The sequence below is a fragment of the Vibrio sp. QJM3NY_15 genome (assembly GCF_057785995.1).
In genome coordinates, this window is record NZ_CM173517.1 from 254,085 (window position 1) to 270,243 (window position 16,159).

Consider the following 16,159-nt stretch of genomic DNA (forward strand, 5'->3'; position numbering starts at 1 on the left):
CCTTACACCACCATCAGAACGATTAAAGAAATAAATGCCACCGCTGCCCACTGGGTCAGTACGATGATTCTTTTATCTACCAATTTACCTTTAAGACGGATTGGCATTACTTGAGGCATCATGCTGAAGAAGGTCTGAGCGTGCAGTAAGCTGCCTAGCAGTGCCACGATGTTGATACCAACAACGATAGGGTTAGCCATAAAGCTCAACCAACCAGCCCAAGCTTCAGGACCTTTCACTAGTGCACCCAAACCAAAGGTTAGGAACAGAGTGAATAGAATCAAAGGCAGTACAGTCGCTTCACGTAGCATGTAGAAGCGGTAGAACGGATGGTTGCTCCACCACGTTCTCTTCATCTCACGAACATAAGGCTTACGATTGCTCATATTATGCCTCCTCTGCTGTTTTTACTTGCGATCCATCAGGCTTGAACATCGAAATAACGAAGTCCATTGAAGACTCAACTTTGCCTTGGTTTACAGCTGCTGCTGGGTCTACTTTCTTCGGACATACGTCAGAACAGTAACCAACAAACGTACAGCCCCAAGCGCCGTTGTCGCCATTGATAAGCTTCATGCGCTCAGCTTTACCATTGTCACGGCTATCTAGGTTGTAACGATGAGCAAGAGCAAGTGCCGCAGGGCCGATGAACTCAGGGTTTAGACCAAACTGAGGACACGCTGCGTAACACAAACCACAGTTGATGCAGCCAGCGAACTGTTTGTACTTCGCCATTTGCTCTGGAGTTTGGATGTTAGTGCCGTCTTCTGGTTTACGGTCGTTACCAATGATGTAAGGCTTGATTGCTTCAAGGCGCTCGATAAACGGCGTCATGTCGACAATCAAATCTTTCTCGATTGGGAAGTTGGCCAAAGGCTCGATCTTGAAGCCATTCGGGTAATCACGTAAGAAGCTCTTACATGCCAGTTTTGGTACGCCATCAACCATGATGCCGCAAGAACCACAAATCGCCATACGACAAGACCAACGGTAAGACAGGTCTTTATCTAGGTTATCTTTGATGTAACCAATCGCATCAAGTACCGACATGGTTTCATCAAATGGAACTTCAAAGGTTTGAAAGTGAGGTTCTGCATCGTGCTCAGGGTCATAACGCAGGATTTCAATTTTTTGGATTCGATTCGCTGACATTATGCTTGCTCCTCTTCGCTCTTCTTAGCATTCTCTTCTGCTGCTTTTTCAGCGGCAGCGGCTTTCTCTGCTGCTTCACCGTATAGACGAGCTTTAGGTTGAGATTTAGTAATCTTAACGCCGCTGTAGTCGATGGTTGGAGCTGCATCTTCGTTGTAGAAAGAGAGAGAGTGCTTCAGGAAGTTCACGTCATCACGTTCTGTGCAGTTGTCGTCTAGACGTTGGTGTGCACCGCGAGATTCCTTACGAAGGATCGCTGAGTGAACCATCGCTTCTGCAACTTCAAGGCCGTAACCCACTTCGATAGCGTAAAGTAGGTCAGTGTTAAACACTTTGCCTTTGTCTTTAATGCTGATCTTCTTGTAGCGAGCTTTCAGTTCCGTGATCTTGTTGATGGTTTCTTGCATCAAGTCTTCTTGACGGTAGATACCACAACCTGCTTCCATGGTGTGACCCATTTCAGTACGGATGTCAGCCCAGTTCTCATCGCCTTCTTGAGCTAACATGCCTGCGATGCGATCTTCAACCGCTTTAATTTGCTTAGCGATAGCGTCTTCATTCCAGCCTTTGAATTCAGCAGCACGTTTCACTGCTTGTTCACCGGCTACGCGGCCAAATACCACGAACTCAGCCAAAGAGTTAGACCCTAGGCGGTTTGCACCGTGTAGGCCAACTGAAGCACACTCACCAACGGCGAATAGGCCTTTAATGCGAGTTTCACACGTGCCGTTAGTTTCGATACCACCCATGGTGTAGTGAACGGTTGGACGAATTGGGATTGGCTCTTTTGCTGGGTCAACGTTTACGTACGCTTTTGCAAGCTCACAGATAAACGGTAGACGTTCTTGCAGGTACTCTTCACCAAGGTGGCGAAGGTCAAGGTGTACTACATCACCAAGTGGGTGCTTGATGGTGTTGCCTTTCTGCTGCTCGTGCCAGAATGCTTGAGAAACTTTGTCACGAGGACCCAGTTCCATGTATTTGTTTTTCGGTTCGCCCACTGGAGTTTCAGGGCCCATACCGTAATCTTGCAGGTAACGGTAGCCGTTCTTGTTGACGATGATACCGCCTTCACCCCGACAACCTTCGGTCATCAAGATGCCAGTGCCCGGTAGGCCTGTTGGGTGGTATTGAACGAACTCCATATCACGCAGCGGAACACCGTGGCGATAAGCCATTGCCATACCGTCGCCAGTTACGATGCCGCCGTTGGTATTACAGTGGTAAACACGACCTGCGCCACCGGTTGCTAGAACAACAGATTTCGCTTTAATCGTAACAAGCTCACCTTCAGACATATGAATCGCGATAAGGCCTTGTACTTCGCCATCTTCAACGATCAAATCCACCACAAAGTACTCATCAAATCGTTTGATTGTGTCGTACTTCATCGAAGTCTGGAACAGTGTATGAAGCATGTGGAAGCCAGTTTTATCCGCTGCGAACCACGTTCTTTCTACCTTCATACCGCCGAATCGGCGTACGTTTACTTCACCGTTTTCTTTACGACTCCATGGGCAGCCCCATTGTTCCATTTGGATCATTTCGCGAGTCGAGTTTTCAACAAAGTATTCAACAACATCCTGTTCACATAGCCAGTCACCACCGCCAACAGTATCGTTGAAGTGGTTATCTAGGCTATCTTCGTCTTTAATTACTGCTGCTGAACCGCCTTCTGCCGCTACCGTGTGCGAACGCATTGGGTAAACTTTAGAAATCAGTGCTACTTCCAATTCAGGATTAGCTTCAGCCGCAGCGATAGCTGTACGAAGACCAGCGCCGCCTGCGCCGATGACTGCGATATCTGTGGTAATTGTCTTCACAGTTATTCTCCAGTGTGATGCGGAGTATTCCGCTTGTTATTATAAAAAAGCTTATTGGTGGCACTTACTAATTAATAGTACGTAAACGGCATCAACCGATCATCACCCCTAAGCCTTAAGTGGTAGGCTCAGTGTAAAAGAGGAGGGCGTTTCAAAAATTGATGTATTTAGGTTTTTGCTTCGGTAATGCATATGGAGGCATAGAATTTATAGGTTATGTGACTGCAATCACGGCAATCAATTGTTGATAACGATTAACCCACAGGACTGGTGTTAACGGCTTGTTGAGTATGATTTTCGTTATCAATGTTGATGTGGAAGCTGTATTGATAATTGTATTGTAGAACGTAATTTTCTGGCTTCATTAAAACAACATTTTGCTTTCATCAATAGACAGATAGATGCTTACAAAAGAGACGAAAGGTGGTAATTTTCGTCGCCTAGAATTCAGTGATATGGAACTTGATAATGCACTCCACATGGCAACCCGCCGCAACCATTAAGCAGTTAAAGCAACGTGCTGATATCCTTAATCAAATTCGCCAGTTTTTTGCAGAGCGAAGCGTGATGGAAGTGGATACACCGGCCATGAGCCACGCCACGGTGACGGATGTGCATTTGCATACGTTCAAAACTGAATTCGTAGGGCCGGGTTATGCGCACGGCCAGCCACTGTTCTTTATGACGAGCCCAGAGTTTCATATGAAACGGCTGTTAGCGGCGGGCAGTGGTTGTATCTACCAAATTTGTAAGTCTTTTCGTAATGAAGAAAACGGCCGTTACCATAACCCTGAGTTCACCATGTTGGAGTGGTATCGCGTTGGCTTTGATCATCATGACCTGATGGATGAGATGGATCGGCTGTTACAGCAGGTACTTAAATCAGGTTTCGCGGAGCGAATGACTTACCAACAAGCCTTTATTGATGTACTGGGTGTGTGTCCATTAGAAGATTCGATGGATACCTTAAAGCAGGCTGCCGCGAAACTAGGGCTCAGCGATATTGCAGATCCAGAACAAGACCGCGATACCTTATTGCAACTGCTGTTTAGTATTGGTGTTGAGGCGAAAATAGGCCAGCAGGTGCCTGCGTTTGTGTATGACTTCCCAGCATCACAAGCAGCGTTAGCTAAGATCAACCCAAACGATTCACGAGTCGCCGATCGCTTTGAGGTGTATTTCAAAGGTATCGAGTTGGCTAACGGCTTCCATGAGTTAGATAAACCACAAGAACAACTGCAGCGTTTTGAAGATGATAATGCCAAGCGTATTGAGATGGGATTATCACCTCAACCGATTGATCATCATTTGATTGAGGCGTTAAAAGCGGGCTTGCCAGACTGTGCGGGTGTGGCTTTAGGTATCGACCGTCTGATCATGCTGGCGCTGGGCTACGATCACATCGATGATGTGACGGCTTTTCCTTTCCCGCGTTCTTAGTTTTTTGCTTTTGTTTTTAGCGGATAATTAATCGTCATTAACTATCCGCTTCACTAGCTGACTAGAATACCGGTACCCACTACAGCAACAATGGCACCGATCCAAGCGTAGGCATTTGGTCTCTGTTTGGTGTACAGCCAGAGTATCGGTAACAACATGATGGGCGTGGTTGAAGATAACAGAGCGACCATACCGACATTGCCTTCCTGCAGCGCATACAAGATCAGCGTCATCCCCACCGCCATCGCTAGAAAGCCGTTAACAGCGGTAATCGCGAATATCTGCTTATTCATTGGGTTAAGTGCGCGTGAAAGCTTCGCTCCCGTTAAACGGAACAGAGAGTGAGCCACAAAGGCGGTGATCATTCGAATGGCAGAGGCGGCTATTGGGTCGATACTGGTTTGCATCACAGGCTTGGCAATAATACCGCCCAATGCTTGGCAAATCGCCGCTGTGATTCCTAACGCAACGCCAATCCACACTGTTCCCTTAATGGTTTCGAGTTGATTGTTCGCTTGTCCTCGACGACCAAAGAATATCGCGGTTAACACGCCGCTAAACACCAAAGCCGAGCCAATCAGCTCTACCGAAGTCATGCTTTCGCTAAATAGGAAGTAACCGAGAATCGCCGAAAACACGGCGTGACAAGAGAACAGCAAACCCGCTTGGCGCGGTCCCATTCGGTTCAAACAGGCAAATAGGGCAGTATCACCAATGAAGATACCAATCAGGCCTGACAGCATCATAGGTGTGATTAAGTCAGCTTCCACACTTGACCAACCACCGGTAAACCAAGCCATGCTCGATAAGATGATCGCGGTACAACCCATTCTCCAACGGCTATAGGCGAAAGAACCTAAGTGTTGAGCAGGCTTTACTGACATCAGGCTCGCAATCGCCCAAAGAAAAGCGGCAGCAAGAGCTAACCATTCGAATCCCATCTGAATAACATCCTTGTGTCTGGGATAAATTAGCTCATCAATATGCATCAAACCGAACCGAGAACAAAGTGATTCTTAATAAAAGCACCGCTTTGCTGCTCAGTTACCGCCTTGATCCTCAGTTACTGTTTTGTTCCGGTTATCCGTTTCGCTTGTCTGACTAGCGAGGCTTTATACTTTAAAGCGTTCCACATCTTGGCGCATCGATTCAGCAGCGCTGCTCATTTCATTTGAGCTATTGCGACTGCTTTCCGCCTGTTGTGCCAAATCGTCAGAGGCATCTTTGATTCCTTGCGTATTACGGCTGATGTCTTCGCTCACCGCGCGTTGCTCTTCTGCAGCGCTGGCTATTTGCAGCGCCATGTCGTTGATTTCAGTGATCGCTTGCGTGATTTTAGTCAGGCTGCCATGGGCTTGCTCAGCGAAGCCAACACTGTTCTCTGCCAGTTGAGTGCTGGTGGTCATGCTTTCAACAGCATGTTCGGTGTTTTTCTGCAGCGTATCAATCATCACGCGAATTTCTTCGGTCGAGCCATGCGTTCTCTGACTTAACACGCGCACTTCATCGGCCACAACCGCAAATCCACGACCTTGTTCACCTGCTCGAGCGGCTTCAATCGCAGCATTTAATGCCAACAGGTTGGTCTGTTCGGCAATGCCTTGAATGGTGGAGAGGATCTGGTTAATGCTTTGAGCATTGCTCTCTAATTCACGAATAACATTGGCTGCATCTTCAACTTGTGTTGCTAGGCCAGTAATCGCATCGCGGTTTTGTTGGATTACCTCTTGGCCTTCGTTACAAGCGGTAGCGGATGCCTGAGAAGCGGATGCCGTTAATTCGGCGTGGCTAGCCACTTCGGCTGCGGTGGCGGACATCTCATGAATCGCGGTCGCAATTTGGTTGATATCGTTTTGTTGATTCTCAACGCTAATCGAAGATTGGGTAGCCAGTTGATTGGCTTTCTCTGCATGATTGTTGAGATCGTGGCTGTGTTCTATCACGCCCTTCAACATGCTTTGCATCTGGCTTAAGAACTGGTTCACAAGCTCGGCAAGTTTACCAATCTCATCCATACGTGTGATATCAATGCGCTGAGTGAGATCGCCTCTGCCTTGAGCGAGCTGAGTTAGCGCTGTAGACAATGTTTGTAATGGAGAAAGCAGGCGGTTGATCACCATTGTGCTCGCAATTGAAATGATGATGTACAAAACCAAAGAGGTCAGCGTGATGAATTGAATGGCATCGGATACTGCAGAAAACGCCATCTCTTTATCGATAACAATGCCTAGCGACCAATCGGTATTCGGAACATTGGCCATGTAGACCAGCTTATCGCCTTGACCAGGCCAAGTGAGAGTAGTGATCACCTGGTCTTGGAGCAGTTGTGAAACCTTGTTGGTTGTTAGCTCTGGATTCAAACTGATCAATGGTTTTTGACTCAGCGCTTCATCGCTGTAGGCAACGATGTTGTTGTTGCCATCGACTAAAAACGCAAAGCCATCGTTATCCAGTTTTACATTGAGGACTGTATCGATAATGCTGGTTACAGTTAAATCTGCCGCGAGAACACCTTGTCTATTGCCACTGAATGCTTTGGCAAAACTGATGACAATGCTGCCGTCAAAGTCTTGATAAGGTTCGGTAATGATGAGGTCTGATGTTGCGTTGGCGTCTTTGTACCAAGGACGGGTGCGTGGGTCGTAGCCTGCTGGCCAATCTTCACCTTTGTCGCCATAAGCGATAGTGCCATCGCTGAATCCTGCATAAACAGATAGGAATTGCCCGGCTTGTTTGGTGATCAATAACTCGCGGTCAGAGTTACTGTTGCTTGAAATAGTCGATTCATTGGCAAGCATCATATCACTGCGGATAGAGAGCCAGTCGGCAATGTAATTGGTGGTGCCAACACTGACATTTTTCATTTCTTGGTTGATCGCGACTTCAGTCTCTTGAGTCAGCTGATTAACCGATATCCAGGCTTGAGCGCCACTTACGACGGCAATTATGACCGCAATCGCGATCTGAATTTTAAACTTAATAGTATGTCTCAAGGTCCATTCCTCTCTTATTAGACAAAAACCTAACTACGGTGACGTACTTGATATTGAAGTGGTGTGTTTCTTATGGGGGTATATTGCCGTTGTCTTAGGCAGAATGAATGTGTTTAAAATCATAAATTCTAAATATATTTACTCTGATTTTTGTAAAACAGTGAAGTAAAGTCACAGTTATTTATTGAGTTAAATTTCAATCACTTGTTGTGGTCATTGTGCGTGAGATAGCGTTAATAGGCGCTAAATTTACATTTAGCGCCTTAGTCGGAATAAAAGTGATCGTTGAACGTCTATTAGGTGATGATGAACAACGCGAGGTAGACCATTAACAAGCCGACAATACCTAAGATGATGCCCATCTTCGCCATGTCTTTGCTTTCGATGAGGCCAGTTGAGTAAGCCAGTGAGTTGGGTGGTGTCGATACTGGAAGAATCATACCGAGTGATGCGGAGAAGGCGACCACAACTAACAAGCCTTGTAAGCCGCCAATCGCGACCAAACTTTCCATGGACGCGCCAATTGCAGCCGCTATCGGCATCAACAAGTTGGCAGTCGCGGTGTTCGACATGAAGTTCGCCATTAACCAACACACGATAGATAGTGTCAGTACCACAGCAGCAGGCGAGAGCGATTCATAATCAATCGCGTGCGCTAATGCGGCAGCTAGTCCTGTTTTGTCTAAGCCAATACCAATCGCAATGCCCCCTGCCACTAACCACAACACATCCCAGTTAATCAGCTTGAGCTCTTCTTTGCCCATGATGCCGGTCAGAGTGAACACTGCCAGTGGAATGATCGATACCACATAAGTGTTCATGCCGTGCAGTTTGGTGGTCATCCACAATAAGATTGTCGCAGCGAAGGTGATGTAAACCACAATCGCTCGCCAACTTTTTCTAAATTGACCATCTAGCTTGAGGACCATGTTTCTTTCTTTAGAAGGGAAGAATTTTTGTAGAAGGAACCAAGCGATGGTCAGTTGGATGATCACAAAGGGTAAGCCCATCATCATCCAACTAAGGAAGTCGATACTGTTTTCGCCAGTTAGGTATTGCAGTGCGATCGCATTGGGTGGTGTACCTATTGGTGTTGCGATACCACCGGTATTGGCGGCGATTGGAATACACAACACGAGCGCTTTAATCCCCATGTCGCCTTTTGGCGCAGAGGCTACGATAGGACCTAGCAATGCGAGCATCATTACCGTTGTGGCGGTATTCGACATGAACATCGAGAACACGGCGGTGATCAGCATTAAGCCGAGCATAATGAAGCGCGGTTCCGTGCCAAACGGTTTGAGCAATACTCGTGCTAAGTTGTTATCGAGTTCGTATTTGGATGCGGATATCGCAAGAGCAAAGCCACCCATAAAAAGGATGATTATTGGTGACGAAAATGCACCGAAGATGTCGGTATATTTGATTAACTCACCGAGATCGTGTCCTGCTGGTGGATTTCTAAATAAGTGCAGGCCTTTGTCGGAGATCATCACCAGTTCAAGTGCAATGATAAGAATTGAGGTGGCGAATACCGGAACAGGCTCAAGCACCCACAGCAGGGCTGCTAATAAGAATATCGCCAACAGGCGGTGTTGAATCAGTGTGAGATCATCGATTGGTATTGAATCTATCGGCATGAATAACACGCCTAAGGGAATCGCAAAACAAATCAACAGCTTGACCAGAACGCCAATATTGAGTTTAGGCATGTACAAAGACCCTATGAAAAAAATATCTTCAAATAGAGTAAGTTATCTGGATTTTTGGTACTTGGAGACGGGTTGTAAAATCGAAAAGTTGTTTAAGGTTTCGGCAGTTGTTTTGCTTTTGGTCAATCTTTTTTCTGGACAATTCGACGTCCTGCTCGTTGGGAGTAAGGTTGTCGGTAGTTAGGCTTGTTGAACTCTTGGAGGGAAGTGTCTGGAACTAGATAAGAAAAAAGCGCGTTCTTCTCTAAATATAGAAAAATAACGCGCCTTTAAGACTAAATGAGCTAACTCAAACCGTTAAGCTTGGTCAGTGTTCTCTGCTGAATCAACAGCTTCAGTCTCAACTTCTTTACCCGCAATGTGCGCGAAAGGGGTGCCTAGAACGGTTTTCTCACCATTCTGCATAGTTTCGTCAAACTTGATTGCATCTTTAGCAAACAGGTTGATAACCGTTGAACCAAGCTTGAAGCGACCCATCTCTTCGCCTTTTTTCAAGATAATAGATTTATCACCTTGTGCCGGGTAATCCCACTTGTAAACTGAGTTACCGCGAGGTGGCGTGATGGTGCCAGCCCATACTTGCTCGATGCTACCTACGATAGTTGCACCAACCAGTACTTGTGCCATTGGGCCAAACTCAGTATCAAAGATACAAACTACACGCTCGTTACGTGCGAATAGGTTTGGAACGTTCTCTGCCGTTAGCGGGTTTACTGAGAAAAGGTCTCCTGGAACGTAGATCATCTGACGCAGTGTGCCATCGCATGGCATGTGCACGCGGTGATAATCACTTGGCGACAAGTAAAGCGTTGCGAATTCGCCGTCTTTAAATTCATCGGCTAGAGCAGCATCACCACCCAATAGTTCACGAGCTGAGTAGTTGTGGTTTTTAGCTTGAATCAGTTGACCGTCAGTAATTGGGCCAAACTGACTTACACGTGCATCAGCAGGGTGAACAATAACAGAGTCACCTTCTGCGATAGGGCGCATGCCTTCTTTCAATTCACGTACGAAGAATTCATTGAATGTTTTAAAGTGTTTTGGATCGCTATGCAGAGCTTCATCCATGTTTACTTTGTATTGCTTGATGAACCAGTTAATGATCGCTGTCGTTAAGCCACCCGCTTTAGCAGATGCCAGTTTACCGACTAGGCGAGTTAGCCCATGCTGTGGGATCCAGTACTGCAATCCAACTTTAATCTTATCCATTGTATTAATTTTCCAATGCTAATTGTTTTTCAATTAAATCTGTCGATGACGGTTTAGGGCGCGAGATGTTACTTAAATTCGCGCCAATTGTCAGTAAATGCACACATTTGTTCACAAAAACGCGATTAGAGATCGGCTTTCTTGCTTCGTGAGTACTGACGGTTATCTTTGTTGTCAGCCATTGTTTCAATAATGCGGTGGTAGCTAGCAAAGCGTAAGCGGCTAATTTTTCCGTCTTCAACGGCTTCACGCAGAAGACATCCTGGATCGTCATTGTGTTTACAATCGCGGAACTTACAGCCACCTAGGTATGGCTTGAATTCAATGAAAGCATCTGTGACTTCATCGGGTTCTAAATGCCATAGGCCGAATTCACGTACCCCAGGGGAATCGATAAGATCACCACCAGAAGGGAAGTGATACAAACGCGCTGCTGTGGTGGTGTGTTGACCCAGTCCTGAGTTTTCAGAAACTGCCCCTTCTTCAATGTCCAATGTTGGCATCAGTGCATTCACTACACTGGATTTACCTACGCCAGATTGACCAACGAAAATGTTGATACGATCTTTCAGTTCAGCTTCCAACTCTTTGATGCCGTAACCCGACTCTTTACTCACGAACATGACTTTATAGCCGATTTTCTCGTATATCTTCAGCGTTTCGCGGTATTCGCTAATTTGTTGCTCTGTCAGCAAGTCGACTTTATTGAGTACAACTAAAGGAGCAATATTCACCGTTTCAGAGGCGATCAAGTAGCGGTCGATGATATTAAGTGATAGCTCTGGTAGTACAGCTGAAACGATAACCATTTGGTCTACGTTTGCGGCAACCGGTTTTAAGCCGTCATAGTAGTCAGGACGAGTTAGCATTGATGTTCTAGGCTCAACGGCTTCGACAACACCAGAGATGCCAGCCATTGATTCAAGCCCTGCGCGCCAAGTTACTTTGTCTCCGGAAACTAACGTTTCGATACTACGACGTAAGTTACAACGGTGAACTTCGTTGGTTTCAAGATCTTCGATATCAGCATGTTGACCAAAGCGCGTAATCACGAGTCCGCTTTTTGTTCCGCCAAGCATGTTCTCATCCCACTGGATAGAATCTTCTTTCTTGAGTCGCTTGTTCTGGTTGCTACGTACGCGACGTACCTGACCTTTGGTTAACTTCTTTTTTTTAGCCACAATTTTTCACTTAACACATCTAACTTGATGATTGAGGACTCAAACAGGATGTTATTGGTGCCACTGATTTCGATGGCCCTAAAGCTAGTTTGAGTATAGTTATTTGGGTATAGTACCTCTTTTACACATAAACAAATAGGCGACGCCTTATGTCCTTTAGCGATCAGAACCTTATTTGGGTTGATCTAGAGATGACAGGACTTGATCCTGAAACTCATAAAATTATTGAAATTGCTTCTATCGTTACAGATAGTGAGCTCAACATTCTGGCTGAAGGGCCTGTTTTGGCCATTCACCAACCTCAGAGTGAACTGGATAAGATGGATGAGTGGTGTACGACAACTCATACTGGCAGCGGTTTAGTAAAGAGAATTCAAGAAAGCACCGTTTCAGAGCAAGACGCAATCAAACAAACGATTGAGTTTCTTGAAAAGTGGGTACCGAAAGGTAAATCGCCTATTTGTGGTAACAGCATCGGCCAAGATCGCCGTTTCCTATACAAGCACATGCCAGAGTTGGAAGAGTACTTCCACTACCGCTATGTCGACGTAAGCACTTTGAAAGAGCTTGCGCGTCGTTGGAAACCTGAAGTACTCGATGGTTTTTCTAAATCAGGAAGCCACCTTGCACTAGACGATATTCGAGAGTCGATTGCAGAGCTTCAGTACTACCGAAAAACAATCATTAGCATCTAATCTGATTGAATGATCACGTTTATCTAACTTTTCAGGTACATACAGGGCATTTTTTTTGCAATTTTGTGTGCTTTTTCAGCAGTTGAGTAAAAACTTGCTGATTTTTGCATTAAGGACTTGCATCACAAAAAAATGCTCTTATAATTCGCAGCCCTGAACGGCGAAAGACGTTTTCAGATTGCGATACTAGCTCAGTTGGTAGAGCGCAACCTTGCCAAGGTTGAGGTCATCGGTTCGAACCCGATGTATCGCTCCAAATTCTCTCTTTTTTAGAGAACAGTTTCATTGTCTTAAACAATGCATCCGGACGCGGGATGGAGCAGTTTGGTAGCTCGTCGGGCTCATAACCCGAAGGTCGTCGGTTCAAATCCGGCTCCCGCAACCACATTACAGTTGAACGTTGGTTTGAAGCTTCTTAGCAGAAAGATGAACGGTTAGCTTATGCGATACTAGCTCAGTTGGTAGAGCGCAACCTTGCCAAGGTTGAGGTCATCGGTTCGAACCCGATGTATCGCTCCAAATTCTATTCTTAGAAGCTGTCTCTTTGAGAAAGTGCTCAGAATGAAAATGGTTTAGTCTCATTGTCTTAAACGGTAATGATGCGAAAAGAGAAACATCCGGACGCGGGATGGAGCAGTTTGGTAGCTCGTCGGGCTCATAACCCGAAGGTCGTCGGTTCAAATCCGGCTCCCGCAACCACATTACAGTTGAACGTTGATTTGATGCTTCTAGCAGAGAATATGGACGGTTAGCTTATGCGATACTAGCTCAGTTGGTAGAGCGCAACCTTGCCAAGGTTGAGGTCATCGGTTCGAACCCGATGTATCGCTCCAATTTAAAGCCTCATTGTCTTAAACAATGCATCCGGACGCGGGATGGAGCAGTTTGGTAGCTCGTCGGGCTCATAACCCGAAGGTCGTCGGTTCAAATCCGGCTCCCGCAACCACATTACAGTTGAACGTTGATTTGATGCTTCTTAGCAGACAAGATGGACGGTTAGCTTATGCGATACTAGCTCAGTTGGTAGAGCGCAACCTTGCCAAGGTTGAGGTCATCGGTTCGAACCCGATGTATCGCTCCAAATACTCTCTTTTTTGAGAACAGTCTCATTGTCTTAAACAATGCATCCGGACGCGGGATGGAGCAGTTTGGTAGCTCGTCGGGCTCATAACCCGAAGGTCGTCGGTTCAAATCCGGCTCCCGCAACCACATTACAGTTGAACGTTGGTTTGATGCTTCTCAGCAGAAAGATGAACGGTTAGCTTATGCGATACTAGCTCAGTTGGTAGAGCGCAACCTTGCCAAGGTTGAGGTCATCGGTTCGAACCCGATGTATCGCTCCAATTTAAAGCCTCATTGTCTTAAACAATGCATCCGGACGCGGGATGGAGCAGTTTGGTAGCTCGTCGGGCTCATAACCCGAAGGTCGTCGGTTCAAATCCGGCTCCCGCAACCACATTACAGTTGAACGTTGGTTTGATGCTTCTCAGCAGAAAGATGAACGGTTAGCTTATGCGATACTAGCTCAGTTGGTAGAGCGCAACCTTGCCAAGGTTGAGGTCATCGGTTCGAACCCGATGTATCGCTCCACTTTCTTTTCGAAGAGAGAGGAAGCCTCATTGTCTTAAACAATGCATCCGGACGCGGGATGGAGCAGTTTGGTAGCTCGTCGGGCTCATAACCCGAAGGTCGTCGGTTCAAATCCGGCTCCCGCAACCACATTACAGTTGAACGTTGATTTGATGCTTCTAGCAGAGAATATGGACGGTTAGCTTATGCGATACTAGCTCAGTTGGTAGAGCGCAACCTTGCCAAGGTTGAGGTCATCGGTTCGAACCCGATGTATCGCTCCACTTTTATTCGAACAAGAAGTAGTATTCTTAGAGCCTTGCTCAGAATGAAAATGGTTTAGTCTCATTGTCTTAAACAATGCATCCGGACGCGGGATGGAGCAGTTTGGTAGCTCGTCGGGCTCATAACCCGAAGGTCGTCGGTTCAAATCCGGCTCCCGCAACCACATTACAGTTAAACGTTGGTTTGATGCTTCTTAGCAGGCAAGATGAACGGTTAGCTTATGCGATACTAGCTCAGTTGGTAGAGCGCAACCTTGCCAAGGTTGAGGTCATCGGTTCGAACCCGATGTATCGCTCCAGTTTACTCTTCATGGTAAACAAAACTCTTTAAACCACAGCGTTTAAAGACGACCTTACCGGTCACGCTCTTTCTTTAATGCTGCGAAGCATAATCCCCCAAAAAAGCAAATAATCCTCCATCATGGTGGATATTTTTTTGTCTTAAATTTTTCTTAGCAACTGGAATGCTAGTAAACATCAGGTCTCTGAAGCAGATACTTGAGGTTTTTCACATCTATAAACAGACTTATCCACAAAATGTTAGGTGTGGATAACTTGGTTGATAAAGTTATTTCAGACTTAATTCTTTACATATCTCAAAAAGATCTTTCTTTATTTCAATGCGTTAGTAAAACACAGCTCTCTGTAACCTGTTGTTTTATATTGGATTGTCACTTGGCTTGTGATTGAGCTAAAGATCGTTAACTTGTTGTTTTTTGATCTTAATCATTTATGGGCTTTGTGTTTAACTTTATGCGGGTGTTGAAAGTTTACGAAATATTTTAATTTTTTCCACATTGCCAAAATTGAGAACAAGGTCAAACATTGTTCTAATATTATGTGCAACGGGTTGTCTTAAATATTGGACTATTTAGGCAGGTTAACTAGCCAATCGTTGGTGCTTAAAGGGCTAGGCGTCTCTTGGCAGGCCTTTCTCAACAATGCGTATTAGTCGGTGCTTTTTGGTGGAGATTTTGCTGCTATTTTTTTGCACACAGTTATCTTCTTGCACGCCGCTAGCGTTGGGTAACTGTTGTAGTTGTTTATTCAAAGCCCACTCAATATGCACATCCAACATGTCGTTTTTGCCTTGATGAGATTCTAGTGTTTCAATAATGCGTTGTTGAAATGGCGCATTGCCCATAGCAACAAAGATATTGCGCAACCATTGGGTGTGTCCGATACGCCTTATTGCTGAGCCTTCCATTTTCTTTAGGAAGGTGGCTTCGTCCCAACTTGAAAGTGAAACGAGATCGGCCTCTTGGAAATCTTCTCTACGATGAAAGTCTGTTTGCTCTGTGAGTTCGGCATGACGATTCCACGGGCAAACTAACTGACAGTCATCACAACCATAAATACGGTTACCAATTGCGTCTCTAAATTCTTCCGGGATCACACCATCGTATTCAATGGTTAAGTACGAAATACACTTACGCGCATCGACAACACCGTCGGCGATAATGGCACCCGTTGGGCAGGATGTGATACATGCGGTACATTTCCCACACTCATCGACACTCGGTGTATCGACTGGCAGAGGAATGTTAACCAACAGTTCGCCTAGGAAGAACCAAGAGCCCGCGTCTTTATCGAGAATTAACGAGTGTTTACCTGTCCAACCCAGCCCCGCTTTTTGAGCGAGCGGTCTTTCCAAAATAGGCGCTGAATCCACGAAAGGACGTGAGTCAAATCCCTCAACTTCTTTCTCAATTCTTTGTCCCAGCTTTTTCAACTGGTTACGGAACAATTTGTGATAATCGCGGCCTAAAGAATAACGGCTGATATAGCCCTGAGTGGTCTCGTTTAGGTTGGATGCAAACTGAGCTTCTGGTGGTAGGTAATTCATTCTAGCGCTGATTACTCGAATGGTCCCTGGATGAAGTTCATCAGGACGTGCACGCATCATTCCATGTCGAGCCATCCAATCCATTTCGCCGTGGTTGCCAGCATCTAGCCATGCTTGAAGAGGGGCTTCGTGTTCACTTAAATCAACATCGCAGATGCCAACTTTTTGAAAGCCGAGCTCTTTTCCCCAGATTTTAATTTGTTCAGCAAGATGGTCTAGATTCATGGCTTAATTCTTATTTTCTCTGTTTTACAA

General features: G+C 45.8%; 11 protein-coding genes and 15 tRNA genes. 17 read left to right on the forward strand and 9 right to left on the reverse strand.

Translation table 11 applies throughout. From position 1 onward, the window contains the following. Positions 1–2: 2 nt before the first annotated feature. From frdC to frdA, 3 genes are read right to left on the reverse strand one after another with little or no spacing between them, the layout of a single operon-like run. A complete protein-coding gene (gene frdC, locus AC3CKG_RS01145; protein WP_061019340.1) occupies positions 3–386 on the reverse strand; it encodes a fumarate reductase subunit FrdC in 384 nt (127 codons plus the stop codon). A gap of 1 nt (position 387) precedes the next feature. Further along, positions 388–1,152: a succinate dehydrogenase/fumarate reductase iron-sulfur subunit gene (locus tag AC3CKG_RS01150; RefSeq protein WP_009847917.1), complete on the reverse strand. Its 765-nt coding sequence runs from the start codon at positions 1,150–1,152 to the stop codon at positions 388–390. Then, complete coding sequence (frdA, locus tag AC3CKG_RS01155) at positions 1,152–2,975, reverse strand: fumarate reductase (quinol) flavoprotein subunit (RefSeq protein WP_488528701.1); 1,824 nt, start codon at positions 2,973–2,975, stop codon at positions 1,152–1,154. Before frdA ends, AC3CKG_RS01150 begins: the two co-directional genes overlap by 1 nt. 468 nt (positions 2,976–3,443) lie before the next feature. Between frdA and epmA the strand changes: the two genes are divergently transcribed. Continuing rightward, positions 3,444–4,415: an elongation factor P--(R)-beta-lysine ligase gene (gene epmA / locus AC3CKG_RS01160; RefSeq protein ID WP_488528702.1), complete on the forward strand. Its 972-nt coding sequence runs from the start codon at positions 3,444–3,446 to the stop codon at positions 4,413–4,415. Between the two features lie 53 nt (positions 4,416–4,468). On the opposite strand, the gene AC3CKG_RS01165 is transcribed toward epmA, so the two are convergent. The 5 genes from AC3CKG_RS01165 to rsgA all read right to left on the reverse strand — a co-directional run bounded on the left by AC3CKG_RS01165 (position 4,469) and on the right by rsgA (position 11,510). After that, the gene (locus AC3CKG_RS01165; RefSeq protein ID WP_372331529.1) at positions 4,469–5,356 is read right to left on the reverse strand and encodes an EamA family transporter; all 888 of its coding nucleotides are present in this window, start codon (positions 5,354–5,356) and stop codon (positions 4,469–4,471) included. Positions 5,357–5,527: 171 nt separating this feature from the next. Continuing rightward, on the reverse strand, positions 5,528–7,408 hold the full coding sequence (locus AC3CKG_RS01170) for a methyl-accepting chemotaxis protein (protein ID WP_488528703.1): 1,881 nt from the start codon (positions 7,406–7,408) through the stop codon (positions 5,528–5,530). A 296-nt stretch (positions 7,409–7,704) separates the two neighbouring features. Then, positions 7,705–9,120, reverse strand: coding sequence for a DASS family sodium-coupled anion symporter (locus tag AC3CKG_RS01175; RefSeq protein WP_372112846.1), 1,416 nt, complete (start codon positions 9,118–9,120; stop codon positions 7,705–7,707). Positions 9,121–9,417: 297 nt separating this feature from the next. Then, positions 9,418–10,329 carry an archaetidylserine decarboxylase gene (gene asd / locus AC3CKG_RS01180; RefSeq protein WP_102485578.1) on the reverse strand — a complete coding sequence of 304 codons (912 nt, stop codon included), beginning with the start codon at positions 10,327–10,329 and terminating at the stop codon, positions 9,418–9,420. Positions 10,330–10,454: 125 nt separating this feature from the next. Then, entirely contained in the window at positions 10,455–11,510 is a 1,056-nt protein-coding gene (rsgA, locus tag AC3CKG_RS01185; protein WP_017107428.1) for a small ribosomal subunit biogenesis GTPase RsgA, read from the reverse strand. Between the two features lie 149 nt (positions 11,511–11,659). Here rsgA and orn point away from each other — a divergent pair, with 149 nt between their 5' ends. The 16 genes from orn (at position 11,660) to AC3CKG_RS01265 (ending at position 14,357) form a co-directional block, all read left to right on the forward strand. Beyond that, positions 11,660–12,205, forward strand: coding sequence for an oligoribonuclease (orn, locus tag AC3CKG_RS01190; RefSeq protein ID WP_017107429.1), 546 nt, complete (start codon positions 11,660–11,662; stop codon positions 12,203–12,205). A 180-nt stretch (positions 12,206–12,385) separates the two neighbouring features. Next, positions 12,386–12,461 (forward strand) — tRNA-Gly (locus tag AC3CKG_RS01195). A 52-nt stretch (positions 12,462–12,513) separates the two neighbouring features. Beyond that, positions 12,514–12,590, forward strand: a tRNA-Met gene (locus AC3CKG_RS01200). Positions 12,591–12,648: 58 nt separating this feature from the next. Beyond that, positions 12,649–12,724, forward strand: a tRNA-Gly gene (locus AC3CKG_RS01205). Between the two features lie 103 nt (positions 12,725–12,827). Next, positions 12,828–12,904 (forward strand) — tRNA-Met (locus AC3CKG_RS01210). 58 nt (positions 12,905–12,962) lie between these two features. Beyond that, a tRNA-Gly gene (locus AC3CKG_RS01215) sits at positions 12,963–13,038 on the forward strand. A gap of 36 nt (positions 13,039–13,074) precedes the next feature. Continuing rightward, positions 13,075–13,151: transfer RNA gene (locus AC3CKG_RS01220), tRNA-Met, on the forward strand. Between the two features lie 59 nt (positions 13,152–13,210). Beyond that, positions 13,211–13,286: transfer RNA gene (locus AC3CKG_RS01225), tRNA-Gly, on the forward strand. A gap of 51 nt (positions 13,287–13,337) precedes the next feature. Then, a tRNA-Met gene (locus AC3CKG_RS01230) sits at positions 13,338–13,414 on the forward strand. Between the two features lie 58 nt (positions 13,415–13,472). Beyond that, positions 13,473–13,548 (forward strand) — tRNA-Gly (locus tag AC3CKG_RS01235). A 36-nt stretch (positions 13,549–13,584) separates the two neighbouring features. Then, positions 13,585–13,661: transfer RNA gene (locus tag AC3CKG_RS01240), tRNA-Met, on the forward strand. 58 nt (positions 13,662–13,719) lie between these two features. Beyond that, positions 13,720–13,795: transfer RNA gene (locus tag AC3CKG_RS01245), tRNA-Gly, on the forward strand. Between the two features lie 52 nt (positions 13,796–13,847). After that, positions 13,848–13,924, forward strand: a tRNA-Met gene (locus AC3CKG_RS01250). A 58-nt stretch (positions 13,925–13,982) separates the two neighbouring features. Continuing rightward, positions 13,983–14,058: transfer RNA gene (locus AC3CKG_RS01255), tRNA-Gly, on the forward strand. Between the two features lie 87 nt (positions 14,059–14,145). Further along, positions 14,146–14,222: transfer RNA gene (locus AC3CKG_RS01260), tRNA-Met, on the forward strand. Positions 14,223–14,281: 59 nt separating this feature from the next. Beyond that, positions 14,282–14,357 (forward strand) — tRNA-Gly (locus AC3CKG_RS01265). 611 nt (positions 14,358–14,968) lie between these two features. Here AC3CKG_RS01265 and queG read toward each other — a convergent pair. Next, positions 14,969–16,129, reverse strand: a complete 1,161-nt coding sequence (gene queG / locus AC3CKG_RS01270; RefSeq protein WP_488528704.1) for a tRNA epoxyqueuosine(34) reductase QueG — start codon at positions 16,127–16,129, stop codon at positions 14,969–14,971. Between the last annotated feature and the right edge of the window lie 30 nt (positions 16,130–16,159).

What these genes read in the sequence shown, in the direction of transcription:
- frdC (WP_061019340.1), bottom strand. Translation starts at nt 386, where the DNA reads ATGAGCAATCGTAAGCCTTATGTTCGTGAGATGAAGAGAACGTGGTGG.
- AC3CKG_RS01150 (WP_009847917.1), bottom strand. Translation starts at nt 1,152, where the DNA reads ATGTCAGCGAATCGAATCCAAAAAATTGAAATCCTGCGTTATGACCCT.
- epmA (WP_488528702.1), top strand. Translation starts at nt 3,444, where the DNA reads ATGCACTCCACATGGCAACCCGCCGCAACCATTAAGCAGTTAAAGCAA.
- AC3CKG_RS01165 (WP_372331529.1), bottom strand. Translation starts at nt 5,356, where the DNA reads ATGGGATTCGAATGGTTAGCTCTTGCTGCCGCTTTTCTTTGGGCGATT.
- AC3CKG_RS01175 (WP_372112846.1), bottom strand. Translation starts at nt 9,120, where the DNA reads ATGCCTAAACTCAATATTGGCGTTCTGGTCAAGCTGTTGATTTGTTTT.
- asd (WP_102485578.1), bottom strand. Translation starts at nt 10,329, where the DNA reads ATGGATAAGATTAAAGTTGGATTGCAGTACTGGATCCCACAGCATGGG.
- orn (WP_017107429.1), top strand. Translation starts at nt 11,660, where the DNA reads ATGTCCTTTAGCGATCAGAACCTTATTTGGGTTGATCTAGAGATGACA.
- queG (WP_488528704.1), bottom strand. Translation starts at nt 16,129, where the DNA reads ATGAATCTAGACCATCTTGCTGAACAAATTAAAATCTGGGGAAAAGAG.